A 23656-nucleotide genomic window follows, 5' to 3' on the forward strand; every position below is an offset into this window, starting at 1 on the left:
CCGGTCAGACGCGACAACGCCGCAGGTAGAGAGTGCCCCCGGCATGATTCGAACATGCGACACCGGCTTTAGGAGAGCCGTGCTCTATCCCCTGAGCTACGGGGGCGCACCGGCTGGCAGCTTACCGCCCTGTCGTCGCTACCCCGTATCCACAGGTCTATCGAGGCACGTCGCGGGGTCCACACAACGCGACCAGATAGCAGTGCCCACGCGCGGGTGCGATCTGCGGGTAGTCCTTGCGGACCCAGGCGACAAGCCTTCGCATCATGGCCGCGCCCGTCGCGCCAGCAATGCGCCCCACTCGAAGCGGGCAACCGCAGTCGCATTGCTATCTGCCTCCGGATCGACCTCCTGGGCCAGCCGCACTAAAGCCTGGGACACACGCCAGCTGTTCAGCTGGTGCCGCTGCGACGCCTGGGCGATCTCGCCCGAGGCCGCATTCATCGTGCACCGTTTCAGCGCAACCAGTACGCCCTCGGCGCACTGCCGCATCCTCGTCTCGTCATTGCTGTGCTGCTGCATGAAAAAACCCTCTAAAACCGCCATCGTGCTTCGCATCCGTCCTTCAAGCCATTGCCCGACTCGCGGTTGCGCAAACCCTGAAGCTCAGCGCAGCTCGGCGATGACCTTGGCGAAGTACTCCGCGTGGTAGTCCTGCACGGTGAAGTAGGTGATCCCGTAGTTGTCCCGGCGGGCGCGCAGGGTGTCGGCGATATCGCGGGGCGTGCCGGTGAGCACTGTCGGCAGCGCCAGCAGCTGCTCTTCGGTGGCGTCGGGGGCGTAGCCGCGGGTGAGCGCCAGGTCGGGAATGCCCGACGAGTCGGTGGGCACCCCGGTGATCGCGATATTGAGCTCGAGGTCGGCGAACCGCTCCCCGGCGGCGTTGCGGACGAACTCGATGCGCTCGGCCAGTGGATCGTGGCCGGGATACTCAGGCACCCCGCCGCCGGTGAGGCCGATGATGTCGGCGTGCTGCGCCGCGATCCGCAGCACCCTGTCACCGTTGCCGGCGATCAGGATCGGAATCGTCGGCGCCGTCTCCTTGAGATATGTGGTGGTGTGCCGCAGGTGGTCGACGCGCTCTCCGGCGCTCGGGTACGGCATTTCGGCGGCTTCGAACTCCTCACGGACGTACCCGGTGCCCAGCCCGAGATCGAGCCGGCCCTCACTCAGCACGTCGACGGCGATGGCGTCGCGGGCCAGGATCGCGGGCTTGTAGAACGCCGCGTTGATGACGAACGTACCCACTCTCATGGTCTTGGCATACTCCGCGGCGGCCACCATGGTCGGAAACGGCGCGGGTATCCCGAAGCGGCCCAAATGGTCCGGGACATGCAAGACGTCGAAGCCGAGGTCCTCGAACCGCTTGACGGTGTCGCGCAGCTTCGGTGCCGACTTGACCGATCGCACGCCGATGCCGAAGCGAAAGTCTCTGACCATCTCCGCATGCTAGGACTGAGTCCGGCCGGATCGACAGCGCCGGTCTCGCTGCGTGGCACGGTTTGACGTGGCCTGGCTGCGGGCATCCCGGTGAATCGTGAATGTGCCCAGCGTCGGCGTGGAGGAGGAGTTCCTCCTCGTCGATCCCAGCACCGGGGAACCGGTGCCCCGCAACGTCGAGGTCGCCGACTATGCGGCCGCCGGCGGAGTCGACCTGCAGCTGGAACTGACGACTTGCCAGGTCGAGACCGCGACCGAGGTGACACAGACCAGTTCGCAACTGCGCCAAGAGATCACACGATTGCGGCGGGCCGCGGCCGAGGCCGCCGAGAAGGCCGGTGCGCGACTGCTGGCAGTCGGCCTGCCGCCGACCGTGCCGCACAGCTTCCCGATCACCGACAACGAGCGTTACCGCGACATCGGCGACCAGTTCGGCATGATCGCCCACGAGCAGGGCATCTGCGGATGCCATGTTCACGTCGAAGTGCCCGACCGCGATATGGCCATCGCTGTCAGCAACCGGCTGCGGCCCTGGCTGCCGCTACTGCTGGCGCTTACCGCCAACTCGGCGATCTATCGCAGCGCCGACAGCGGCCATGCCAGCTGGCGCAGCGTGCTGTGGAACCGTTGGCCCAGCGCGGGGCCGCCGCCCCACCTGGATTCGGCCGAGCACTACGACGCGATGGTGGCGATGATGATCGACGCCGGGGCCATGCTCGACGACGGGATGGTCTATTGGGATGTCCGCCCGTCGAAGAAGTTCCCGACCATCGAGGTAAGGGTCGCCGATGTTCCCGCTACCGTCGCCGAGACCGTCTTGCTGGCCACGCTGACCCGGGCGGCGGTGATGACCGCGCTGGCGGCCGAGCGATCCGGGGCACCGGTGCCGCGGATCGACGACCACGTCCTGAGAGCCGCGCACTGGAAGGCCGCCCACGACGGGTTGGACGGCCAGACGATGGACGTCATGGCGGGGTGGGCAACGGCTCCCACGTCGGCGGTGCTGGGCAAGTGGTTACAGCTGTTGCAGCCGGCGCTGGCAGACCTCGGCGACGACGAATGGGTCCACGCCGAGTTGGGCCGCCTGCTGCGGGAGGGCAACGGCGCGATGCGTCAGCGCGGGGCCTGGCGCGAGCGCAACGAGATCGCCGACGTTCTCGCCGTCGCCGCCGAAGCGACGCTCAGCTGAGGCGCACAAAACCCTTGGTGCGCATCAGGAAATCAGCCAGGAATCCGTCATGCGGCAGGCTGCTGGCCGTGTAGTAGGTGGGCGTCGGACCGCGGTAGACGTTGGCGATTGTGGGCTCGTCGAGCAGGTCGCCGATCAGTGCGTCATCCTCGGTGAATGCGCTGACTACCAGCGAATTACGCAGCGGTCCAAGCCCGTTCGTGCGCTCCCAGGATGCGATCCACACGCAGGGAAACGCCAGTTCGGTATTGAGCTTCTCGGCGTCCAGGTCAGCCAGCAGATGGACGGCCGGTCGCAGCGCGGCCCTGCCGTCGCCGAGCTCGGCCACGATCTGGTCGGCACCCAGCAGTGTGCGGGTCCCGACGGCCCTGGCCGCGACGAAGGCAGCCATGGCCCGAGCCGACTCGACGGTCTGCGTCGGCAGCACCGCACGCTCGTCGTCAGGTGGCAGCGCCTCAATGGTGCGCAGCCGATCGGCGATCGCCGACGCCAGCGCCGCCGCGTCCCCCTCGACCAGAACCGCAGTGGTGTTCACGCACGCCATCCCGCCAAGCCGGGCAATCGAATCGACGATCACATCCAGGTGATCGCGCCAGTCCTGCTCGGCGGTCAGCAGGATCTTGGTGCGGCCCGGCCCGTTGACGAAAACCTTTGGGTCGCCGCTGTACTTGGCCGCGACATCGCTGCCGCCGTACACCAGCGCAAGATCGGCCGACGCGATGATCTCGTCCGCGCCCGCGTGATCGGTGGGCAGATAGGTCACGTCGTCGTCGCGAAAACCGGCTTCGCGTAAGGCCGTTACCAACCGGTGTGCGGTGAACGGTTCCCGCCGCGACGGACGAATCGCCACGCGATACCCCATGGCCAGCGCCTGCGGCCACAACCCGTGTACGCCCGGCGCATTACCGGAGGCATGCACGCCGAACAGCTCGCCCCGCCGCGACCAGATCGCCGTCGCCTGCCCGGCGCGTACATCCCGCCAATTCGGGACCGCACCGATCGGCCGAGCCGGCTGCACCGAGTCGAACGCCGCGACCACGGCGTGGCTCACCTCGACCGCCTGCGCACGGGTGACCGCGATCGGCAGGCCGGAAACCCGGCTCGCCAGTTGGACATACGCGTCGAAGTCCAGCCCGGCGGAATGTGAGGTGGCGAAGATCGCACCCGCCTTGTGCAGAGCGGCCCGGCGCTGATCGACCGGAAGAGGCTTGGCCTTGCGCTGCGCCGCCATCGCTCGCGCGATGTACAGCGGGGGTGCGATGCTGAGCTCGGCCACCGGGGTGCCTGCGGTGTCGGTGACTACTTCGCGCTTGCGAGAACGGTTTTCGCCGTTCGGACCCAGGCCGGGCAGGTCGATCACGATCAGTACACGCCCTCGATCACCGGCTCGCCGTCGAGCGTGGCGACCGGGGCGACCTCGGCGACCGAGTCGCCGATCTGGCCCTCGGGGCCGGGCAGCCTGATCGCGCTGTCGCGCTCCAGGTTGTTCGGGATGAACATGCCCTTGCTGATGTGGTTCATCACGACCTGGCCCCGCTCGCCATACCCCACCTGCTCTCCGGTGTCCGGGTCGATCACCCAGAACACCACGTAGGGGCTGCGTGGGTCGAACACGAACGTCTCGTGCGCAGTTCGGGTCTGGGCCTGCGACAGGATCATGGTGCTGCCGAACACCATCGCGATCGTGGCCGCCGGAAAGACGTCGCGCAACACGTCGAGGGTGTCGGCGTCCACGTGCGCGCCACTGAGCAGGATGAAACGCACCTTGTCGCCGACGAGGTGGGTGAGGGTCTCGTTGCGGGCGATCGCGTCCAGCAGCGGCGGGGTGGTGTGCAAATTGGCGATGTCCTGGCTGCGCAGGACGTATTCGGCTTGCTCCAGAATGTGGTTCACATAGCCTGACATCTCCGCCGCTGCCCCGCGGGCGACAAGCTTCTTGACCCACCGGGGATCGAGGTCGACCGAGTGGCAGATCGAGCCCAGCCGCGCCGAGACCACCCGGGAGAAGTAGCCGACGCCGTGCGGACCGCTGGGCATAAGGCACAGGAAGCCGCGCCCGCCGACGAACCCCGCGCGGCGGAAGTCGTCGGTCTGCCACTCGACGACCTGGGCCACCCAGTCCGGCAGCTGAGCTGTCCGCTTGGGTGCGCCCGTGGTGCCGCCGGATTCGAAGATCAGGGGGACCGGTGGTGGGGCGCCATAGCCGCGCGGGATCAGGTCGCCGGCCGGTGCGTCGCGTAACTCGTTGACCAGATTCGGGAATCGGCGAAGGTCGGCGAATGTCCTGACGTCGGTCACCGGATCGAAGTCGAGCGTGGTGGCGGTTCGCAGCCAGTATGGCGAGCCGGTGTCCGTGCCGAAGTGCCATGCCATGGCGGTGCGCAGGTATGTCTGCGCGTCAGGTGGCGGCGCATCGCGCGGCAGATCCAGCAGGGCGAAGTCGACGTCGGTCACAGGAGAATCCTGTAGCAGCTTCCGTCCAGGTAACGCCAGACGGGGCTGTCGTTAACCGAGTCGTCTGCAGGAGTTTGCATACGGTATCCATGCTGGTGCGATGACACACGCCCGCCGGGCCGTGGCTTTGGCCGCCGCGCTCACGCTGTCGCTGGGGGGCTGCAGCCCTGTCGCCGGCACGGCTGTCACGGCGAGTCCCCTTGATGTCGGGCCGTACCCGACGACGGCTGTCGCACCGCCCGTTCTGCCACCGATCGGGACTGTTCTCGAAGGCCAGCGCATGGCTGCCAGCGTGGTTCTGCCCAGCGACGTCGACCCATCCCTTCGGCGACTGGAAAGCACCAACACCGGGGCTGTTCCGGACGCGCAGGGTTTGCGCGCCGATATCCGGCTACGGCGTGCGGAGATCGCCGAATCGCACGGTTTCCTCGCGGGTTTCTCCTCCTCGCGGAGCACCGAGGGCGAGGCGACCCCAACCACCTCGGTCGTCAATCTGGTGATGCGCTTTCCCGCTGCCGGCGCCGCAGCTGCTGCAGCCAGGGAGATGGTTGCCGCTGAACCCGCGCGAGCGACGGTGATCGAACATCACCGCGACGCTCTGGCGCAGGTTCTCGTCATGCCGCGCGGGTTCATCGTCGAGAGTTTCACCGCTCGCGGGCCCTACGTTCTCTACCAGTGGGTGCAGACCCGCAACACCCTGGACGCCGCGACCAATCTGGTCGCCGGGATCCTGGATCGGCAGGGGCCGCGCATCGACGCGTTCACGCCGACCGACCCCGTCCGCCTCACAGAGCTGCCGGCCGATCCGACCGGTTTGATGGCTCATACGCTGCCGCCGGCCGTCGGTGCCTACTCCGCCACCGGCGCGCTGCACTTCGAGCGTGACCCGGCCGGGGCGGCGGACGCGTTCACCGCCGCCGCGGTGACCACGGTCGCACTGGGGCGTGCCACCGTGTACCGGACCGAAAACTCCATGAGCGCATCACTATTGGTCAATACGCTTACGTCTGACGAGATGTCTGGCGGGGCGAAGCAGTCCGATGCGGTCTCTGGTATCCCTGACGCTTCGTGCTTCGACCGCGGCTCGGTGTCGCCGTCGCGGTACGGCTGCTACGGCACCAGCGGCCGGTACGTGTTCACGACGAGGTCCGAGCACCTGCAGGACGCTCGTCAACAGGCGGCGGCGCAGTATCTGCTGCTCGGCGGTCTTTGAGCTAGAACTCCCAGGAGTTCGCTGCCGCGGCCAGTCCTTGTACCAGTGCGGAGGTCGCCGGCGACAGCCCGTCGGCACCGGCCGGCTGGCTGCGCGGGCTGATGCCGCGCACCCGGGTCGGGAGCTCCACTTGCGCCCCGCCGCCGCGCGCCTTGTTGACCGGGTTGTCCGGGTGCAGACCGCGCAGTTCGGCGGGGATGTCCTCGAGGTCGGTGATGATCCGGTACCCGGGCAGATCGATGTTGACCGCGAGGTGCCGGGCCAGCTTCCGGTTGCCGCCACCGGCCAGGAGTTCGGTGCTGCGTCCGATGCGGCCGTAGCCGTGCAGTGACACCGTCACCTCGACATGGTCGAGAAAAGCGGCCAGCCGGTCGGATTCGGCCGCGAGGTAGCGCGACGATGGCAGGTGGTGCGGATAGTTCTCGGGGTGGCGCAGCAGATACAGCGACGCTCCCGCGGCGTCGGCGGCGCGTTCGGCGATGACGTCCGTCATCTGTTCCAGGCCGCCGCCGTGAATGGCGAGGAACCCGAAGCGCGACCCCAGCCGGCTCACCTCGACGACCGAAGGGTCGGCAAGGAGTGCGGAAAGTGATTGTGGCCCAGAACCATTCGATGTCATCGGTCGGGGCCAATGCGCCGGATCCCAGCGGCGCAGGAAATCGATCCAGCGCGCGGGCAGACCGTGGTGCAGCGCACCGTCGATGATGCGCTCCAGGTAGCCGGGCCGAGGTGGGCCGGGTTCGGTGCGGTGGTCAATGTAGACCCACGCCGGGGCGGGCCCATCGGCGGTGTGCACGGTCAGCTGGTCACGGCGGTAGCGCACGGGTACACCTTCGGCGCTGTCGAGGACGGCCAGGTCGTGGTCGGTCAGCCACCAGAGCACGCCGTGGACGGTGCTGCCGGCGAAGGGTTCGACGGTGGCCACGCCGCGCTCGTTGATCAGCCAGTCGTGGTCGGCCAGGGTCGCCGGCCGTGGGTCGGAGGCCTCGGGACAGCGCCGGGCCATCTGCTGCACGCAGAGGTTGGACCCGTAGGCGAAATACGGGTGCCTCGGGAGCCGCTGGGCCGGCGACATCAGGCCGCGATCAGGGCGCGAGAGTCAGATAGATCAGGACCACGTTCAGCAGCGTAATGATCGAGGCCACCGCACAGCCCAATACCGTGGTCAGCCGGCTGTTGACGTCGGCGCCCATCAACGTGGGATTGCTGGTCAGACGCACCAGCGGCACCAGTGCGAACGGAATCCCGAACGACAGCACCACCTGAGAGATGACCAGCGCGCGGCTGGGGTCGATGCCGATGCCCAGCACCACCAGCGCGGGGATCAGCGTGATGACCCGGCGCGCCAGCAGCGGGAACGTCTTGTGCAGCAACCCTTGCATGATCATCGCCCCGGCGTACGCACCGACCGACGTCGACGCCAGCCCGGAGGCCAGCAGGCCGATCGCGAAGAACAACGCCACCGTCGGCCCGAGGGCCTCGCGGACGGCGGCGTGCGCACCTTCGATCGAGTCGGTGTCGCCGCGGCCCTGCAGGTTGGTCGCCGCGATCAGCAACATGGCCAGGTTGACCGCGCCGGCCAGCAACATGGCGATGCTCACGTCCCACCGGGTGGCCCGCAGCAGCCGGGCGCGCGGGGCGCCGGCCTCGGGGTGGCCGTGCCGGTCACGGGCCAGGCCGGAATGCAGATATACGGCATGAGGCATCACGGTTGCGCCGAGTATTGCCGCCGCCAACAGGACGCTTTCCGTGCCGTCGAACCGGGGGATCAGACCCGCCACGACGTCAGCGGCGGGCGGTGTCTTGACGAACAGGCTGGACAGAAACCCGATGGCGATGACCATCAACAGCCCGATGATCACTCGCTCGAATACCCGCTGTCCGCGCCGATCCTGTACGACGAGCAGCAGCAGCGACACCGCTCCGGTGATCACTCCGCCGAGCAGCATGGGCAGGCCGAACAGCAGCCGCAGCGCGATGGCGCCACCCACCACCTCGGCAAGATCGGTGGCGATCGCGACCAGCTCGGCCTGAAGCCAGTACCCGATCCGGCTGGGCGTGCGTGTGTGGTCGCGCACGGCCTCGGGCAGGGTGCGGCCGGTGACCAGGCCGAGCTTGGCCGACAGGTATTGCACCAGGCCGGCCATCACGTTGGCCACGACGATCACCCACACCAGCAGGTAGCCGAATTGGGCGCCGGCGCTGACGTTGGCCGCGACGTTGCCGGGGTCGACGTAGGCGATGGCCGCGACGAAGGCCGGGCCGAGCAGATACCAGCCCGCCCTGGGAAGTCGCGTCACCTGTGCCAATCGCCGAGCTCTCCGTCCGGTTCCTCAAACAAGAAAGTGAGGGTACCCGAAACTAGCTGTTCGGCGTCACAAACCGATGAACACTCCGCCCAGGCCGATCCCGATTCCGCCGAAGCCCCAGCCCGCGAGCGGATTCTGCAGGGCCGGGTTGGGCGATGTGGTGATCTGGGCGTGGCCCGGGGTTTGGCAGACCGTCGTACTGGGTCCGGTGTCGGTGCACTCCGTTGGTCGCGCCGCGGCCGGGGCGGCCAGCAAGACGCTCGCGACCGCAATCAGTAGTGGAGCACCGAGAAGACTCTTGGTAACCATGGTGGCCTCCTTTGTGGCCGCGGTCTCGAACTCAGCGGCCCCCGCCGCCGTGGGCGCCGCCGCCACCGCCGTTGGCGGGGCCGGGGCCACCGAAAATCAGTGCGGGACCGTAGAACTCGTCGCCCCAGGGATAGGCGAAATCCTCGGGGACTTCCGGGGTTGCGTTGAGCTGCACGTTGCCGGGGGTGGCGCATTCGGTGGTCTGGCCACCGATGACGGTGCTACCTCCGGTGTTCTCGCAGTTGGGACCTGTCGGGGAGATCAACGTCGTATCGGCGCCCGCGGTCGGAGCAATCGCAACGGCGGCAGCACCGGCGGCGATGATGATCGGAAACGCATAGCGGAGTCTGTGCCGCATTGGCATTCCCTTCCTGGCAGTTCCCCTAACCTGCAGCGTACAGCCCTTTGCCGGTGACGAGAGGTAAGTCGATCGCGGTGCAGATGCCGGCCGGGGCGGCGATCACCGACGGGATGGCATTGACGAGCCGCATCGCGGTCGCTACCAATCCGGCGTGGTTGTGGTCTCCGTTGGGCGAGCTCAGGCACACGTCGACGGCATAGGAAGGTTCGCCGGTGATCTCGATGCGGTAGTTGCCGCCCTCCTGGGCGGGCTGCGGCCATTCCGGGCACAGGTCCTCGCGCAACCGGGTGACGTGTTCGAGGACCACGACGGGGGCGCCGCCGACCAGTCCGATCACCTCGAACCGCAGTGCCGCGGCGGTGCCCTTGGCGATGGGGCCTGCGGCGATCTCGAAGTCCTCGGGCGCGGGCTCGCGCACGTACATCTCTTCGATGCCGTCGAGCTCGAGCCCGAGTCCGGCCGCGATCTGGCGCACCACCGAGCCCCAGGCCATGCTCAGCACACCGGACTGCAACAGCATCGGGATCTCATCGAGCGGCTTGCCGAAGCCCATCACATCGAACATCACCGTGGCGCTGTTGTAGGTGGCGTAGTCGACGATCTCCATGCAGCGCACCTGCTGGATGTTCTGGCAGGTGCCGGCCAGCGTCAGCGGCAAGATGTCGTTGGCGAAGCCGGGATCGATACCGTTGACGAACAGGCTCGAATTCCCTTGCTGGGCAGCGTCTTCCAGCGGCTTGATCATTTCGTCGGGTATCACCTGCCACGGCCACTGCAGGAACACCGGTCCGCTGCCGACGATGTTGACCCCGGCGGCCAGGATGCGCCGGTAGTCCTCCAGCGCCTCGAGCAACCGGTTGTCGGCCAGGGCGTTGTAGACGACGCAATCCGGCTTGGTCGCCAGCACCTCGTCGAGGTCGGTGGTCGCCGCGACGCCGGTGGTGCCGGCGAGCCCGGCCAGTTCGGCGGCATCCTTGCCGGCCTTGGAATCCGAAGACACCCAGACACCGGTGAGCTCGTAGTCAGGGTTGGTGATCAGCGCGGTCAACGCGTGGACACCGACGTTGCCGGTGCCGACTTGTGCGACGCGGATGGCCATGGCGTTCCTTACAGGTCGGGGCTTACAGGTCTGGGATGGGAAGGTCGAGGTTCGGCACGATGAGGCCGCCGTCGACCTCGATCATCTTGCCGGTGAGGTAACTCGCGGCGGGCGAGGCGAGATAGACCGCGGCCGCGGCGATGTCGAGCGGATCGCCGAGTCGCTTCATGGGCGTCGCCTTCTCCATCGGATCGCGCAGCGAGTCATTCGAGGCGACGATCTCCAGGGCCGAGGTCAGGATCGAACCCGGCGCGATGGCGTTCACCCGGATCTTCGGGCACAGGTCCAGCGACGTCAGCCGGGTGTAGTGCGCGAGGGCGGCCTTGGCGGTGCTGTAGGCGGCGAATCCGCGTCCGGCCAGCCGGCCCATGGTCGAGGTGATGTTGATGATGTTGCCGCCGCCGGAGTGCTCGAGCATCAGCGGCACGGCCGCCAGCGTCAGAGCGTGCGCGGTCAAGACGTTGAAGGTGAACGCATCCTTCATGTCCTTGACGCTGGTGTTCAGCAGGGCGTTGGGCATGGTGCCGCCCACGTTGTTGACGACGATGTCGAGCTTGCCGAACGCCTCGACGGCGGTACCGGCGAGTTCGGCCGTCGTCTCAGGGTGCGCAAGGTCGCCGACGACGATGTGAGCGCGCCGACCGACTGCCTCGATCTGCTTGGCGACTGACTCCAACTCGGACTGGGTGCGCGAGCCGATCACGACATCGGCGCCGACTTCGGCGAATGCGACGGCGATGGCGGCGCCGAGGCCGCGGCCGGCGCCGGTGACTACCGCAACTTGACCATCAAGTCTGAACTTGTCGAGTATCACGTGTCTCTCTTCCCTTGTCGGCGAACACCGTAACAAGATCGGTACGGTTCATGACGCTGAATTGGAACCGTAATTGAAACACGTTCTATTTTGGCGTCGAGTTCGACAATTGGGTGAAAATCACCCGAAGTTCAGGACTTCTTGGCCGGTGCCTTCTTCGCCGCAGCCTTCTTCGCGGGTGCCTTCGCGGATGCCTTTTTGGCGGGCGCTTTCTTCGCCGGCGCGTCGCCGGCGCTGGCCTCGCCGCGGCGGCGTTTGACGCTGGCCTCGAGCTTGGCCAGCAGGTCGGAGACGTCCTCGGTCTCGTCGAGCTCGGCCGGCTGATCCTCGGTGGTGAACGCCTCGCCGCCTTCCAGCTTGGCTTCGACGAGTTCCCTGAGCTGCTCCTGATACGTGTCGTGGAACTGCTCGGGATGGAAGTCGTCGGCCATCGACTCGACGACCTGGCCGGCCATCTTCAGTTCGGCGGGCTTGATCTCCACTTCCTTGTCGAGCACCGGGAAGTCGGGATCGCGGATCTCGTCGGGCCACAGCAGCGTGTGCACGATCATCACGTCACGCTTGGAGAAGTCCTTCACCCGAAGCGCCGCCAGCCGGGTCTTGTTGCGCAACGCGAAGTGCACGATCGCCACCCGATCGGTGTCGGCGAGCGTTTTGGCCAGCAGCACATAGGACTTCGACGATTTGCCGTCCGGTTCGAGGTAGTAACTGCGGTCGTACATCAGCGGATCGATCTCGCTGGCGGGGACGAACTGGACCACTTCGATCTCGTGGCTGCGTTCCTCGGGCAGGGTGGCGATGTCGTCGTCGGTGATCACCACGGTCTGGCCGTCATCGGATTCGAAGGCCTTGGCGATGTCGCGGTATTCGACCACTTCACCGCACACTTCGCAGACGCGCTTGTAGCGGATGCGGCCGTTGTCCTTGGCGTGCACCTGATGGAACTTCAGATCGTGGTCTTCGGTGGCGCTGTACACCTTGACAGGGACGTTCACCAGACCGAATGCGATCGAGCCTTTCCAGATGGAACGCATATGACCAGTATGCAGGCCTGATCGGGTTTGCCGGTTCAGATAGCGGGCTGCACGCCCGGATTCAGCCCGATGGGCAGATCGGGATTCGCACCGGGTGAGACGCCGTCGCTCGTTTCTTGATTCGGCGCGGGACGGCAATTGCTGTTCACCGGGGACTGACCAGCCGAGCAGAACGGGACGTGATCTTCCGGCTCGGCGGCTGCTTGCGGAACGCCGATCAGCGCGGGCAGCGCCAACAGGGCAGCTGCCAGCATTTTGGTCATGGTCCACGGTAGCAGCGGGTAATACGTTGTGATGGTGAATGACGTGTGGCCGCCGGGAGCGACGACGGGACCGCGCGTCACGCTGACCAACGCCGACAAGGTGCTCTATCCGGCCACCGGCACCACCAAAGCCGATGTGTTCTCCTACTACACCGCCATCGCCGAGGTGATGCTGCCGCACATCGCCGGCCGCCCGGTGACCCGAAAGCGTTGGCCGAACGGGGTCGACGAGTCGGCCTTCTTCGAAAAGCAACTCGCCAGTTCGGCACCGGACTGGCTGGATCGTGCGACGGTGGAGCATCGCTCGGGTAGCACCACCTATCCGATCATCGACAGCTCGACAGGGCTGGCATGGATCGCTCAGCAGGCCGCACTGGAAGTCCATGTGCCGCAATGGCGTTTCACTGCCGATGGAAAGCCTGGTCCGGCAACGCGTTTGGTGTTCGACCTCGACCCAGGCGAGGGTGTGACGATGCCGCAGTTAGGCGAAGTGGCCAACGCCGTCCGCGAGCTGATGGACGATATCGGGCTGGCGGTCTATCCGCTGACCAGCGGGAGCAAGGGGCTGCATCTGTACGCGCCGTTGGCCGAGCCGGTCAGCAGTAAGGGAGCGGTGGTGCTGGCCCGCAGGGTGGCCCAGCAGCTGGAGCAGAGCATGCCCACGCTGGTTACCGCGACGATGACCAAGAGCCTGCGGGCGGGCAAGGTCTTCCTGGACTGGAGCCAGAACAACGGGGCCAAGACCACGATCGCGCCGTACTCGCTGCGAGGCCGGGAGAATCCGACGGTCGCCGCCCCGCGCACATGGGACGAAATCGGCGATCCGAAGCTGCGCCACCTGGAGTACCGCGAGGTGCTGGCCCGGGTGGCCGAACACGGTGATCTACTGGCCGATCTGGATCCCGACGTGCCGCGTTCCGACCGGCTGACCACGTACCGCAGCATGCGCGATCCCGCCAAGACACCCGAGCCGGTACCTCGTGTATCGCCCGCGGTCGGGAACAACAACACCTTCGTCATCCAGGAACACCACGCCCGCCGGCTGCACTATGACTTCCGGCTGGAGCGCGACGGTGTGCTGGTGTCGTGGGCGGTGCCGAAGAACCTGCCGGAAACCCCGGCGGTCAACCACCTCGCCGTGCACACCGAGGATCACCCGCTGGAATACGCGACATTCTCCGGCGACATCCCGAAGGGGGAGTACGGCGGCGGCAAGGTGGTCATCTGGGATTCCGGGACGTACGAGGCGGAGAAGTTCCGGGACTCCGGGGCGGACAAGGGCGGCGAGGTCATCGTGGACCTGCACGGCCAGCGGATCTCGGGGCGCTACGCGCTGATTCAGACCAACGGCAACCAGTGGCTGGCGCACCGGATGAAGGAACAGCCTGCGCCGCACTTGCCGGACTATGCGCCGATGCTGACGACGTTGGGTTCGGTCGAGAAACTGACCAGGGCGCAGTACGGATTCGAGGGCAAGTTCGACGGCTATCGGCTGCTGGTCGAGATCGCTGAAGGCGAGCTGCGGCTGCAATCCCGCAGCGGGCGGGACCTCACCGCCGAGTATTCCCAATTGCAATCGCTGGCAACCGATCTCGCTGGTCACGACGTCATCCTCGACGGTGAATTGGTGGCGCTCGATGCCGACGGAGTCCCGAGCTTCGGCGAACTACAGAATCGTGCGCGTGCTACCAGGATCGAGTTCTGGGCGTTCGACATCCTGCGGCTCGACGGGCGCTCGCTCCTGAAGGCGAAGTACCGCGACCGGCGGAATGTGCTGGAAACCTTCGCCGAGGGAACGGATTTGATCGTGCCACCGCTGATCGACGGCGACGGGACTGACGCATTGGAGTTCTCCCACGTGAAGAAGTGGGAAGGTGTCGTTGCGAAGAAGTGGGACTCGACGTACCGGCCGGGCCGGCGGTCGGCGTCGTGGATCAAGCAGAAGCTCTGGCGGACCCAGGAGGCCGTGATCGGCGGCTGGCGCGAGGGAAACGGCGGCCGCTCGAGCGGGATCGGCGCGCTGCTGCTCGGTATTCCCGACGAGGGCGGCCTGCGGTTCATCGGCCGGGTGGGCACGGGATTTTCCGACAAGGAACTGGCGCGGCTCAAGAAGATCCTCGAACCGCTTCACGCCGACGAATCACCCTTCAGCACAACACTTCCGAGGCTGGACGCCAAGGGCGTCACCTATGTGCGCCCAGATATGGTGGGGGAGGTGCGCTATGGCGAGTGGACGTCCGACGGCCGGCTGCGCCACCCAAGCTGGCGCGGCCTGCGGCCCGACAAGGAACCGTCGGACGTGGTGCGGGAGTAGGCCTGCCAGCAGAACTGCTGCTACCAACCACTCGTACCTGTGTCGTATCGCTCAGTCCTTGAAGACGTCGAAGGTCCCGACGGTGGCGTGACTGAACTTCTAGCGCGCTGAGCAACAATGCCCCGTTCGTGTCGCGGACCCACCGATCCCGGTACTCCACGAGTGTCGAGAACGTCTGATCGGCCAGGTCTCCGCGGCCCATGTGAAGTTCCTGGACGTAGCAGGTGCTGGTCGCCGTCGTAGGGGTGCCGTCGACCAAGACGTTGCCGATGAGGTACTGGGTTGTCCCACTCACGTCGGTCCATAGCAACGGTGAACTGCAACAGGCGCCGGCTTATCTGTTGGTGGGCCGGCATTTCGGCGAGTTCGATGTCGTCAGAGTTCACTGAGGGTCTGCACTCGAATCCGCACCAACCGGACCTTAGCGATGCGCCATTCGCCATCTTCCCTGACGTACTCGTCTCGGTAATGCCCAACTCCGGTGATGCCAATACGCTCGCCGGAGGCGGCTCGGGGCCACTCGACGATGTCCTGCATCGCCCAGATGCCGGTGGCGGTGTCGGGGCCGGTGAATATCAACTCGGGGGTGTGCCCGTGATGAGCGCTTACCGCGCCGCTCACGGAGGCGAGCACCTTGGCGGCGATCTCCTCCCTGCCGCGGAAGACGAGGTCGACCTCGGGTACTTCGAGGACGGCGTCCTCGGTGAAGACCGTCGCGAAGCCTTCCTGGTCTCGCAGGTCCAGGAAGCGAAAATACCTGGCGCGCAGTTCCTTCAGTTGTTCCCGGTCGAGAAGCTCGCGCAGGATGTCCTCGGTGTTCGGCATGTGTGTCCCTTTCCCGGGGGGTTCAGGCGGCGGTGCCGCGGTCGACGGACAACACCGCGCCGGTAACCGACGCTGCGGCGTCCGAGGCGAGGTAGGCGATGGCGTCGGCGACGTGGCTCGGCGGCATGAATCCGTAACGGGCTCCCGAGCTTTCCATCAGCAGAGCCCAGTCGAGGTCGGAATTGGCGTGCTCGGCGGCCGCGCTGACCGGCATGTCCGTCTGCACACCTCCGGGGCAAATGGTGTTGACCCGGATACCGTCGGCCGCCAACTCGATTGCGAGCGACTTCATCAGCATGATGACGCCTGCCTTGGAGGCGCAGTACGCGGCTTGGTAGGGCTGGCCGCGTAGACCGGCGATCGAGGCGATGGTGACGATGTTGCCCTTGCTCGCGCGCAGGTGCGGCAGGGCGGCGCGGGAGATCAGCATGGGGCCGGTCAGGTTCACGCTGAGATGGCGCTGCCAAGTGGCGAGGTCGAGGTCTTCGAACTTCCGGAATTGGTCGACGCCGGCCACGTTTGCGACCACGTCGAGCCCGCCCAAGCGTTCGGTTGCCGTGGTGACGGCGGCATGCACCGAGGCTTCATCGCCGACGTCACAAGCAACGATGCCCTCACCCGGCGTTAAGTCCAAGCCCACCACCGAGGCGCCTTCGGCCTCGAACAGTTCGACCGTCGCGCGACCGACACCGCCGGCCGCCCCAGTGACCAGCACCCGTTTACCAATGAATCGATCACCCACAGGCATGCCTTCCCGCCGGTTGTCGATGTCGATATTTCGACATATGGTTCGATATTATGACGACGAAGGTAGACCCCGCAGAGTCTCAGCGTCAAGGGATCTCGCCACCGACAGAGCGCGTCGTCGCCGTCGTGGAACTGTTGGGAGCCAACCCTGACGGCCAGTTCACACTGGCCGAGATCTGCCGCCGCCTCCAGATCAGCCGCGCCACAGGCCACGTGATACTGACTACCTTGGCCGCCCACGATTGGGTCACCCGCGACCCTGTCACAGCCGCCTATTCCTGGGGTCCGGCGATTGCCAGCCTGGCCAATCCAACCGACACCCACCGCTGCCGCGACGACTTGCAGGCACTTGCCGCAGCGACCGGGACGCAGGTACACCTCAGCCGCAGGCAGGGGCAGACCCTCGTCATCGATCAGACCGCCGGGAACTGCTCGACCGGCCCGCGAATCGGACCCGGTCTGCGTACGCCGCTGGTGGCACCATTCGGCAGGGAATACGTGGCCTGGGCCGCCCCCGACGTCCAAAGGGCTTGGCTGGAAGCCATCGGCCAGCCCAGCCCCGCATTGCGTCGCCGAATGACGTCGATACTCAGGGAGATTCGAACCCGGGGCTTCGCCGTCGAACGACTGACCACCGAATATCTTCGGGTCTACACCGCCCTGCGTGCCCTCACCGGCGATGGCGAAGTCGACGCCATCACCGCGCAGTTGGCGCGTGCGTTCGCCGATCTCACCGTCATCGACGTCCTACCGGACGAATTGGGCGCCAAGGCCAGCCACAACGTCGCCATCATCTCGGCCCCGATCACCGACGCCACCGGCGCTGTCACCATGTCGGTCACCGCAGCGGTATTCACCACCGTGGACAGCGCCCGAATCCGAATGCTTGGCCAGCAGGTGAGCCGCACCGCACACAATATCGAAGCGCGCATTGCCGGTTATCCGCCCGCGGCTCCGTAGCGCGCCGATTATCGCTCGGGAGCCGGGCTATGGCGCAACTGGTTGCCAGTGAAGAGATGAAAGAGACTGCAGTGCAGCTGTATTCAGTCCCCATTCTTTGAGTGTACGGAGCGGAATGTGGTGACACCAGGCGCGTGTACCGTTTATGTCCACCTAGAAGCAGTGTCCACCTACAAGCAGTGTCCACCTAGAAGCGAAGGGGAGGACCAACACCAAATGTCCGCATTGCAAGGAAAGATCGCATTGGTTACCGGCGCCTCGTCGGGTCTTGGAGCCGAAACGGCGCGGCTGTTGTCCGAGCAGGGCGCGACGGTGTTCGGGATCGGTCGGGATTCGGCCCGGCTGAGGTCGGTCTTCGCCAACGTTCACGGGGGCTCCCATGCGTCGTTGGACATCACGTCAGCGGAAGCATGCCGGACAGCAGTTGCACAGTGTATCAACGAATTCGGAGCTTTGGACATCCTGGTCAACGTCGCCGGACAGCATCAGATGCGGCGCACGGAGTCGATGGCCGACGTCGACTGGGAACACGACCTTGCAGTAAATCTCCACGGCCCCTTCTATCTCTGCCGGTCGGCACTGCCGCATCTGCTCGAACGCGGTGGCAATATCGTTAATGTCGCGTCGATTGCTGGCCTCGAAGGCCAGGCCTACTCAGCCGGCTATTGCGCGGCCAAACATGGTCTCGTTGGGCTTACCCGCGCACTGGCTGTCGAGTACTCGGCAGACCGACTGCGGGTGAATGCCGTATGCCCAGGTGGCATGATCACGCCCCAGATCGAGGAGTTCAGTGCCCCACAAGGGGCGAACTTCGAACTGATCATGCGCACTGCGTCACCGCGCGGGATGATGTCGCCGCTTTCCGTGGCCAACGTCATCGCTTTCCTCGCAAGCGATGCCGCCGCAGCCATTCACGGCGCGGTGTACCGCGTCGACAACGGCAAGGGAGCAGGTTAGCGGTGGCCCGTTCCTGATCGCCGGCTGTGGAGTATGTCCCCCGCATTCACGTAAAGACGTTTCCGATCAGGGCAATTCGGATGTCACTTCCACCTCGCTCCACAGTCATGGACCAATTCTTGGCGACCACTCCAGCCGACCACGAAGCATCCCCGCGCTGGAATTCAACACCCGCCGCCAACGCCACTCTGCACAAGGTTCTCAATGGCCGCTGAACTGCGCTCATGAATAGCGCACACACCAAATACTGCATCTCCGCGAGTTGACATCGAACCGCCGGACTAGGCAGCGCCGGAGTCATCGGCTGGTGGGTCGGCATCGTTTTCCAACAGCCTCTCGGGGTGGTGGTAGTCGTTGACGCCGCCGCGCAGTATGGGGAGCGCGGGTGGTGGGATCCATTCGGTGTGGCCGTCTGCGAGTTTTCGGGTGGCCCAGCCGCCGCTTTCGACGAGTTGGTTGTCGGGGTCGCAGGCCAGGCCGAGGTCGTCGATGTCGGTGTTGCCGCCGTTTTTCCAGTCTGTGGCGGCGTGGTGCACGCTGCTGTGGTAGCCGGGTGCGTCACAGCCTGGTCGAGTACACCCGCGATCCTTGGCGTGCAGGATGATTCGCTGGTCGGCTGATGCGATGCGTTTGGTGCGGCCCAGCCACAACGCCCGCCCGTTCACCCCGTCGAACAGGGCGAGGTAGTGGTAGGCGTGGGTGGCCATCCGGATCACGTCGGGGATCGGGATCACGGTGCCGGCGGCGGTGACCGCATAGCCGGTCTTGGCGTGGAGGTCCTGCAGGGTGGCCGACACGATGACCGTGACCGGTAAGCCGTTGTGCTGACCGAATGTCGGATCACCGAGTTGCCCGCGGACTAACGCTGTGAGGGCGTCGTGCTGGCGCTGACCGTAACTGCGCAGATCTCGTTGTGCGCCTTCCTCACTGGGCGTGATGCTCGGGCTCTCGTCGTCGGGGTTGCACACACCCGGGGCGGCGAATTTGGCGAACCAGGCGTCCAACTCCGAGCGCAGTTCGGGGTCGGCAATCAGCCGACCCACACTCATGCCGTCGACTTGTTGACCCCCGCACCAGACGAACCCGCGCTTGCGGGCCCGGTCGGTGTCGGAGAATGTCCCGTCGGGGTTCAGATGCAGTGCCAGCCGGTGGGCGACTTTCTCCAACTGGTCCGGCCGCAGAATCGTCGCCTTGTCCGCCAGCGACCGTTCGGCTTTGTCCACCTCGACCGGCGACACATGATCGGGCAGATCGCGGAAGAACGTCTGGATCACCCGCAGGTGCTCGCCGTCGAGTTGTCCGTCGTGCCAGACTTTCGCGGTCTCGGGCAGCGCCGGCGGCAACAGTTCCCCGGTCAACGTGGTGCGTGGCGCGAGCTGCTCGGCATCGCGCATCCGGCGGCGCGCTTCCCGCGGGCTGATCCGCAACACATCGGCCACCGCAATCCCCACCGGCGGGCAACCCGCAAACCGCTCCAACCGGGCCAGCACCGCATGCGAGAGCGCCACCTGACGCCGCCGCGCAGTCTCCAACCGCTCCAACACCACAAACCGCCGCGGCGGCGACAACACCTCGAGATCGACGGCACTGAGACGCTCGACAACATCGTCGAGCTCCCCCAACAACCCATCGATCGAACACATATTCGAATACTATGTGAACGTGCCGACAAAAATTCAGACCGTTGAACCCGCGATCGCTTCCTGCAGGCCACGCGTCGCGAGCTGATCGGCCAGCTCGTTGTCGGCAACGCCCGAGTGGCCCTTCACCCAGAACCACTCCACTTGGTGGCGCGCGCAAGCGGCCTGAAGGCGCTGCCACAGATCGACGTTCTTGACCGGTTCCTTGGCTGCGGTCAGCCAGCCGTTGCGCTGCCAGCCAGCCACCCACTTGGTGATGCCGTTGCGGACGTAGGTGCTGTCGGTATAGAGGTGCACCGTCACCGGTCGGGTGAGCGCTTCCAGCGCCATGATCGGAGCCGTCAACTCCATCCGGTTGTTGCTCGTCGAACCGGGCTCGCCGCCGCACATCTCGCGGACGTGCTGGCGCATCCGCAAGACGGCGCCCCAGCCGCCCGGGCCCGGGTTGGGTCGGCACCCGCCGTCGGTGTGGATGACGACGATGTCGTCGGCGGACTCGGTCACGTGCCGAGGATAGGCGGCGAAATCATCGCTGTCCGGACCGACATGCCCAGATCCCGATGGCGCAGTGTGGTGATCCGACGACCCGGCTGCACGGCGTCCTTCACCGGCATCGCGTGGTCACCGAAGAACGCCGCAGTCGCGTCGATGTCGGCGACGACGTACGTGATGCCCCACAGCGACGACGGACCGTCGCCGGCGACCTCCGGTGCACCGACGACCTCGAGGATTACCGGGCCCAGCCGGAAGAAGATCTGCCGCATCGGCTGGCCGCCGAGTTCGGCGTCGCGTTCCCGGCGCGGCCGCAGTCCCGCAGCCGCCAGCGATGCAACGGTGCGGTTCAGGTCCGGGGACAGCAGCACGACGTGGTCGATCGAGGTCACGCCGTTTGCATGCGTGGCGGGCTCTGGAGGTTCGGCGTCGGACATCAAAGTCGGGATGCCGTCTAGCGCGGCATCGTCACAAAAGCCCCGCAACGTCCAGCCGAGAATGCCGGCGCCACGCGCGCGTCCCAGCAGCCGGACCCGAACGTCGCCGATCCGGCAGACCCCGTCGCGGTCGACGCTGAAACCGGCGTCCTGCCAAGCATCGGCAGGGTCAGCGATCTGGAATTCGTCGACCGTCACGGACATGGTTGTCAGAATACTTCGACGTGTCAGGCCAGCATGCCGATACCTCTGCGACCGGGGCCAACTGACGGCGTGGGGTCAGTGCCCAGCGTGTGAGCCAGTACGTCGTAGTAGACATCACGGAAATCGGTGGTGGGCTTGAGATCCCCGTTGTCGAGATCAGTCAAGCTGGGCTCGTCGCCGTAGAACCCGCCGCGGACCGGTACGCCCGCGACGAAGACCGGGCCCGCGGTGCCGTGATCTGTGCCCTGTGAAGCATTGGCGTGGACCCGGCGCCCGAACTCCGAATAGGCCACGCACACAACACTCTTGCCATGCTCATCGTTGGCCATCTTCTGCAGAAACGCCGTGACTGCATCGTCGAACGTCTGCAGAAGTCGCTGCTGGGTTCCTCGCTCGTTGGCGTGGGTGTCGAAGCCGCCCAACGACGCCATGTACAAGCGGGTGGGGACTCCCGATGTTATCGCCGCGGCGATAACGTCCAGCTGTGCAACCAGCGAGTTAGCTCCTATGGCTGGTGGTGCCGTCAGCCCGTGGAATGCGGCATCGGCGGTTCGAGCTGCGCGGTAGGAGGCGCTCACCGCCGCCATCACCGGAGTGTCGGCGCCGTCCGGCGCACCCAGCGCCTGGGTGATCGGAGCGAATTGTGCAGTCGAGGAAGGGGTTTGGTTGGTGCTCAAGGCGGCCGCGGTGGTCTTGGCGCCGACGGCCATCGGCGGAAGCACTGCACCGATGTTCACGGCCCGCAGCGGATCGTCACCGGTCGCGTCGAGCCAGCGGCCAACCCATCCGGTGTTGACCGGCTCTGCCGGCGATGCGGTCTGCCAGATGTCCATCGAACGGAAATGACTGTGATCCGGGTTCGGGTAGCTGACTCCGCGCACGACGGCCAGTCGACCGCTTTTCCACTGCGTCGCCAAACCCTTGAGCGCAGGATTGAATCCGAGATCGTTGTCGATGTGCAGAACTTCCGTTGGTGCATAGGATAGTTCGGGTCGTGCATCGTGATAAGCCCCGTCGGCGTACGGGATTACCGTGTTGATGCCGTCGTTTCCGCCGTACAAGGTGATGATGACTGCGATACCGGCACCGGCGGCAATCGGCCGCTGATCGGCGGCGCGCATCAGGTCAGGCCAGGTCACTGCGGCGGCACCCGAAACCAGGCCGATCGCACCGACGCCGGCGCTGGCGAGGAGGAACTTTCGTCGGTTGATCTCGGGCATGATGCCTTTCCCTAAGACGTCAGATATTCGGGAGAGTTGACCGCCGCCGCTACCAGGGCCGGTGGCCGGCCGGCGAGCGGTCTGAGAGCAGCGACAGTGCGGTCGCTCCACTGGCCGATGCCGATGAGGTAGCCGGTGGCGTCGATACGGTCGTTCACCGCGTTCTGCTCCACTAAGGACAGGTCGGCCCGGGTGGCCATGGTGTTCGCTGCCGCGAGTCGTATCCCTGCGCTGGCCGTCGACAACCAGGCGGTACCGTGCGGCCAGCCGCCGACGTCGGGCGGATAAAACGGTTGCTGGCCCAGGGTTTTCAGAGTCTGCTGCATCGCGCGGGCGTCTCGTTCGTCCCGGACGGGGACGCGCAGCGATCGGGCCACGCCTATCAGCCATTCCACCGGAGTGTTCACCATCGCGGGAGCCGCGCCGACGAATTCATCGTCGGTGAGAATTGCTGTGGTCAGCCCGCGGAGATCTCTGCCGGGCCCATACGCGTCGACAAGGCGAGCGAGTGCTGCCTGCGACGGCGCCGTATCGCCCGCCAGCTGACTCCAAAGCCGTCCCGCGACATAGCCTGGTGAGGCAGGGTGAGCAAGAACCGCGTCGCAGAAGCCAGCGGCGTCGAAGGTGCCGGTACTGCCCAGGATCGTCTTCGTGCCCGCGTCGTGACGTTTTGCGACGAATTCGGGTAGGGCATCGGTGCCCAAGGTCCAACCGGTCAGGGCGCGCGCGCCTTGGCGCACGTCATCCTCGGTGTATCCGTTGCCGTGGCCGAGCGCAAACAGCTCCATGAATTCACGAGAAAGGTTCTCGTTTGCCGATTTTGCCGTGTTGGTCTGGGCGTCGAGCCAGTCCATCATCGCCGGATCGGTCAGCATCGCATATGCGAGAGTGCGGAAGTCGCCGAGCTTGAGGGCGCGTAGCCTCTGATTCTGACCGAGCATCCATTGCGCGTAACGGACTTTGGCAGCCGAGGTTGCGAAATGGTTGTGCCACAACAAGGTCAGCTTCTCGTGGATCGGATCCTGCACTGTCAGCATGCGGCGAATCCACCACTGTGCCAACTGCGTCTTCTGTTCACCGAGATCGCGCCGAAACTGCTTGCGCTGGGCCATCGTTGCACCCTTGCCGATCGGTCTCGGGCTTGGGAATGAGGGCACGGGCGTGGCCCGCGCTCCCACGTCGTCGTCTGGATCGGCAGCGAGCGCGGCGTTGACGTAGGCCTTCCAGTCACCCCCGCTGAGAGCGTCGACCTGCGGCCCGGTGGTGCCGAACCCGACGCGTCGCAGCAGACGCGCCGCTGTGCTCCACTGATTCGACATGGAAACAGGCTTGCCGTCCAACCTGAAGCCCAGCTGAAGTTTGTGCGCTGCCGTCA

At 66.0% G+C, this 23656-nt stretch carries 24 protein-coding genes, 1 tRNA gene and 1 pseudogene; 5 read left to right on the plus strand and 21 right to left on the minus strand.

Annotation, left to right across the window (positions count from 1 at the left end):
• Positions 1–33: 33 nt before the first annotated feature.
• From CG716_RS01860 to CG716_RS01870, 3 genes are all read right to left on the minus strand, one after another.
• Positions 34–106, minus strand: a tRNA-Arg gene (locus tag CG716_RS01860).
• 158 nt (positions 107–264) lie between these two features.
• Positions 265–546 carry a hypothetical protein gene (locus CG716_RS01865; RefSeq protein WP_094475822.1) on the minus strand — a complete coding sequence of 94 codons (282 nt, stop codon included), beginning with the start codon at positions 544–546 and terminating at the stop codon, positions 265–267.
• Positions 547–606: 60 nt separating this feature from the next.
• On the minus strand, positions 607–1440 hold the full coding sequence (locus tag CG716_RS01870; protein WP_094475824.1) for an LLM class F420-dependent oxidoreductase: 834 nt from the start codon (positions 1438–1440) through the stop codon (positions 607–609).
• Between the two features lie 94 nt (positions 1441–1534).
• Between CG716_RS01870 and CG716_RS01875 the strand changes: the two genes are divergently transcribed.
• A complete protein-coding gene (locus CG716_RS01875; protein ID WP_094475826.1) occupies positions 1535–2629 on the plus strand; it encodes a glutamate--cysteine ligase in 1095 nt (364 codons plus the stop codon).
• On the opposite strand, the gene CG716_RS01880 is transcribed toward CG716_RS01875, so the two are convergent.
• Both CG716_RS01880 and CG716_RS01885 read right to left on the minus strand, forming a co-directional pair.
• A complete protein-coding gene (locus tag CG716_RS01880; protein ID WP_094475828.1) occupies positions 2622–3989 on the minus strand; it encodes an aldehyde dehydrogenase family protein in 1368 nt (455 codons plus the stop codon). The two genes, CG716_RS01875 and CG716_RS01880, sit on opposite strands and share 8 nt — an antisense overlap.
• A 2-nt stretch (positions 3990–3991) precedes the next feature.
• Positions 3992–5083 (minus strand): acyl-CoA synthetase family protein, encoded by a 1092-nt coding sequence (locus tag CG716_RS01885; protein WP_094475830.1) that lies wholly within the window; start codon positions 5081–5083, stop codon positions 3992–3994.
• Between the two features lie 100 nt (positions 5084–5183).
• Between CG716_RS01885 and CG716_RS01890 the strand changes: the two genes are divergently transcribed.
• Positions 5184–6296, plus strand: coding sequence for a DUF7373 family lipoprotein (locus tag CG716_RS01890; protein WP_094475832.1), 1113 nt, complete (start codon positions 5184–5186; stop codon positions 6294–6296).
• A 1-nt stretch (position 6297) separates the two neighbouring features.
• Here CG716_RS01890 and CG716_RS01895 read toward each other — a convergent pair whose 3' ends face one another.
• The 8 genes from CG716_RS01895 to CG716_RS01930 all read right to left on the minus strand — a co-directional run bounded on the left by CG716_RS01895 (position 6298) and on the right by CG716_RS01930 (position 12476).
• Positions 6298–7371 (minus strand): poly-gamma-glutamate hydrolase family protein, encoded by a 1074-nt coding sequence (locus tag CG716_RS01895; protein ID WP_094475834.1) that lies wholly within the window; start codon positions 7369–7371, stop codon positions 6298–6300.
• Between the two features lie 10 nt (positions 7372–7381).
• Complete coding sequence (locus CG716_RS01900; protein ID WP_094475836.1) at positions 7382–8605, minus strand: Nramp family divalent metal transporter; 1224 nt, start codon at positions 8603–8605, stop codon at positions 7382–7384.
• 66 nt (positions 8606–8671) lie between these two features.
• On the minus strand, positions 8672–8914 hold the full coding sequence (locus CG716_RS01905; RefSeq protein ID WP_094475979.1) for a hypothetical protein: 243 nt from the start codon (positions 8912–8914) through the stop codon (positions 8672–8674).
• A gap of 31 nt (positions 8915–8945) precedes the next feature.
• Positions 8946–9272, minus strand: coding sequence for a hypothetical protein (locus CG716_RS01910; RefSeq protein WP_094475838.1), 327 nt, complete (start codon positions 9270–9272; stop codon positions 8946–8948).
• A gap of 25 nt (positions 9273–9297) precedes the next feature.
• The gene (locus CG716_RS01915; RefSeq protein ID WP_094475840.1) at positions 9298–10374 is read right to left on the minus strand and encodes an NAD(P)H-dependent amine dehydrogenase family protein; all 1077 of its coding nucleotides are present in this window, start codon (positions 10372–10374) and stop codon (positions 9298–9300) included.
• A 22-nt stretch (positions 10375–10396) separates the two neighbouring features.
• A complete protein-coding gene (locus CG716_RS01920) occupies positions 10397–11188 on the minus strand; it encodes an SDR family oxidoreductase (protein ID WP_094475842.1) in 792 nt (263 codons plus the stop codon).
• 131 nt (positions 11189–11319) lie between these two features.
• Complete coding sequence (gene ku, locus CG716_RS01925; RefSeq protein ID WP_094475844.1) at positions 11320–12222, minus strand: non-homologous end joining protein Ku; 903 nt, start codon at positions 12220–12222, stop codon at positions 11320–11322.
• A gap of 35 nt (positions 12223–12257) precedes the next feature.
• Positions 12258–12476, minus strand: a complete 219-nt coding sequence (locus CG716_RS01930) for a hypothetical protein (protein WP_094475981.1) — start codon at positions 12474–12476, stop codon at positions 12258–12260.
• A gap of 40 nt (positions 12477–12516) precedes the next feature.
• Here CG716_RS01930 and CG716_RS01935 point away from each other — a divergent pair, with 40 nt between their 5' ends.
• A complete protein-coding gene (locus tag CG716_RS01935; protein ID WP_094475846.1) occupies positions 12517–14799 on the plus strand; it encodes an ATP-dependent DNA ligase in 2283 nt (760 codons plus the stop codon).
• 136 nt (positions 14800–14935) lie between these two features.
• On the opposite strand, the pseudogene CG716_RS31425 reads toward CG716_RS01935, so the two are convergent.
• The 3 genes and pseudogenes from CG716_RS31425 to CG716_RS01945 form a co-directional block, all read right to left on the minus strand.
• Positions 14936–15094 (minus strand): annotated as a pseudogene (locus tag CG716_RS31425) (nuclear transport factor 2 family protein); the annotation flags it as partial.
• Between the two features lie 80 nt (positions 15095–15174).
• Positions 15175–15624 (minus strand): nuclear transport factor 2 family protein, encoded by a 450-nt coding sequence (locus tag CG716_RS01940; RefSeq protein WP_094475848.1) that lies wholly within the window; start codon positions 15622–15624, stop codon positions 15175–15177.
• Between the two features lie 22 nt (positions 15625–15646).
• On the minus strand, positions 15647–16366 hold the full coding sequence (locus CG716_RS01945) for an SDR family NAD(P)-dependent oxidoreductase (protein WP_234817664.1): 720 nt from the start codon (positions 16364–16366) through the stop codon (positions 15647–15649).
• A gap of 56 nt (positions 16367–16422) precedes the next feature.
• On the opposite strand from CG716_RS01945, the gene CG716_RS01950 reads away from it, so the two are divergent.
• Complete coding sequence (locus CG716_RS01950) at positions 16423–17331, plus strand: helix-turn-helix domain-containing protein (protein WP_094475852.1); 909 nt, start codon at positions 16423–16425, stop codon at positions 17329–17331.
• A gap of 216 nt (positions 17332–17547) precedes the next feature.
• The gene (locus CG716_RS01955; protein WP_094475854.1) at positions 17548–18288 is read left to right on the plus strand and encodes an SDR family NAD(P)-dependent oxidoreductase; all 741 of its coding nucleotides are present in this window, start codon (positions 17548–17550) and stop codon (positions 18286–18288) included.
• A gap of 281 nt (positions 18289–18569) precedes the next feature.
• Here the strand turns inward: CG716_RS01955 and CG716_RS01960 are convergent, their stop codons facing one another.
• Genes CG716_RS01960 through CG716_RS01980 form a run of 5 tightly spaced genes read right to left on the minus strand, consistent with a single transcriptional unit; the run spans position 18570 to position 23600 of the window.
• On the minus strand, positions 18570–19931 hold the full coding sequence (locus CG716_RS01960; protein WP_094475856.1) for an HNH endonuclease signature motif containing protein: 1362 nt from the start codon (positions 19929–19931) through the stop codon (positions 18570–18572).
• 33 nt (positions 19932–19964) lie between these two features.
• The gene (rnhA, locus tag CG716_RS01965; RefSeq protein WP_165773994.1) at positions 19965–20432 is read right to left on the minus strand and encodes a ribonuclease HI; all 468 of its coding nucleotides are present in this window, start codon (positions 20430–20432) and stop codon (positions 19965–19967) included.
• Positions 20429–21061, minus strand: coding sequence for a VOC family protein (locus CG716_RS01970; RefSeq protein WP_094475858.1), 633 nt, complete (start codon positions 21059–21061; stop codon positions 20429–20431). Before CG716_RS01970 ends, rnhA begins: the two co-directional genes overlap by 4 nt.
• A 23-nt stretch (positions 21062–21084) precedes the next feature.
• On the minus strand, positions 21085–22281 hold the full coding sequence (locus tag CG716_RS01975) for a DUF1501 domain-containing protein (protein ID WP_094475860.1): 1197 nt from the start codon (positions 22279–22281) through the stop codon (positions 21085–21087).
• Positions 22282–22292: 11 nt separating this feature from the next.
• Entirely contained in the window at positions 22293–23600 is a 1308-nt protein-coding gene (locus CG716_RS01980; RefSeq protein ID WP_094475985.1) for a DUF1800 domain-containing protein, read from the minus strand.
• Positions 23601–23656 lie beyond the last annotated feature (56 nt).

The organism is Mycolicibacterium sphagni (genome assembly GCF_002250655.1).
GTDB lineage: Bacteria > Actinomycetota > Actinomycetes > Mycobacteriales > Mycobacteriaceae > Mycobacterium > Mycobacterium sphagni.

Bases quoted from the DNA above. Each gene is read 5' to 3' on its own strand.
- CG716_RS01865 (WP_094475822.1), bottom strand. From the start codon at position 546: ATGGCGGTTTTAGAGGGTTTTTTCATGCAGCAGCACAGCAATGACGAG.
- CG716_RS01870 (WP_094475824.1), bottom strand. From the start codon at position 1,440: ATGGTCAGAGACTTTCGCTTCGGCATCGGCGTGCGATCGGTCAAGTCG.
- CG716_RS01890 (WP_094475832.1), top strand. From the start codon at position 5,184: ATGACACACGCCCGCCGGGCCGTGGCTTTGGCCGCCGCGCTCACGCTG.
- CG716_RS01895 (WP_094475834.1), bottom strand. From the start codon at position 7,371: ATGTCGCCGGCCCAGCGGCTCCCGAGGCACCCGTATTTCGCCTACGGG.
- CG716_RS01905 (WP_094475979.1), bottom strand. From the start codon at position 8,914: ATGGTTACCAAGAGTCTTCTCGGTGCTCCACTACTGATTGCGGTCGCG.
- CG716_RS01910 (WP_094475838.1), bottom strand. From the start codon at position 9,272: ATGCGGCACAGACTCCGCTATGCGTTTCCGATCATCATCGCCGCCGGT.
- CG716_RS01915 (WP_094475840.1), bottom strand. From the start codon at position 10,374: ATGGCCATCCGCGTCGCACAAGTCGGCACCGGCAACGTCGGTGTCCAC.
- ku (WP_094475844.1), bottom strand. From the start codon at position 12,222: ATGCGTTCCATCTGGAAAGGCTCGATCGCATTCGGTCTGGTGAACGTC.
- CG716_RS01930 (WP_094475981.1), bottom strand. From the start codon at position 12,476: ATGCTGGCAGCTGCCCTGTTGGCGCTGCCCGCGCTGATCGGCGTTCCG.
- CG716_RS01935 (WP_094475846.1), top strand. From the start codon at position 12,517: ATGGTGAATGACGTGTGGCCGCCGGGAGCGACGACGGGACCGCGCGTC.
- CG716_RS01940 (WP_094475848.1), bottom strand. From the start codon at position 15,624: ATGCCGAACACCGAGGACATCCTGCGCGAGCTTCTCGACCGGGAACAA.
- CG716_RS01950 (WP_094475852.1), top strand. From the start codon at position 16,423: ATGACGACGAAGGTAGACCCCGCAGAGTCTCAGCGTCAAGGGATCTCG.
- CG716_RS01955 (WP_094475854.1), top strand. From the start codon at position 17,548: ATGTCCGCATTGCAAGGAAAGATCGCATTGGTTACCGGCGCCTCGTCG.
- CG716_RS01960 (WP_094475856.1), bottom strand. From the start codon at position 19,931: ATGTGTTCGATCGATGGGTTGTTGGGGGAGCTCGACGATGTTGTCGAG.
- CG716_RS01970 (WP_094475858.1), bottom strand. From the start codon at position 21,061: ATGTCCGTGACGGTCGACGAATTCCAGATCGCTGACCCTGCCGATGCT.
- CG716_RS01975 (WP_094475860.1), bottom strand. From the start codon at position 22,281: ATGCCCGAGATCAACCGACGAAAGTTCCTCCTCGCCAGCGCCGGCGTC.
- CG716_RS01980 (WP_094475985.1), bottom strand. From the start codon at position 23,600: ATGTCGAATCAGTGGAGCACAGCGGCGCGTCTGCTGCGACGCGTCGGG.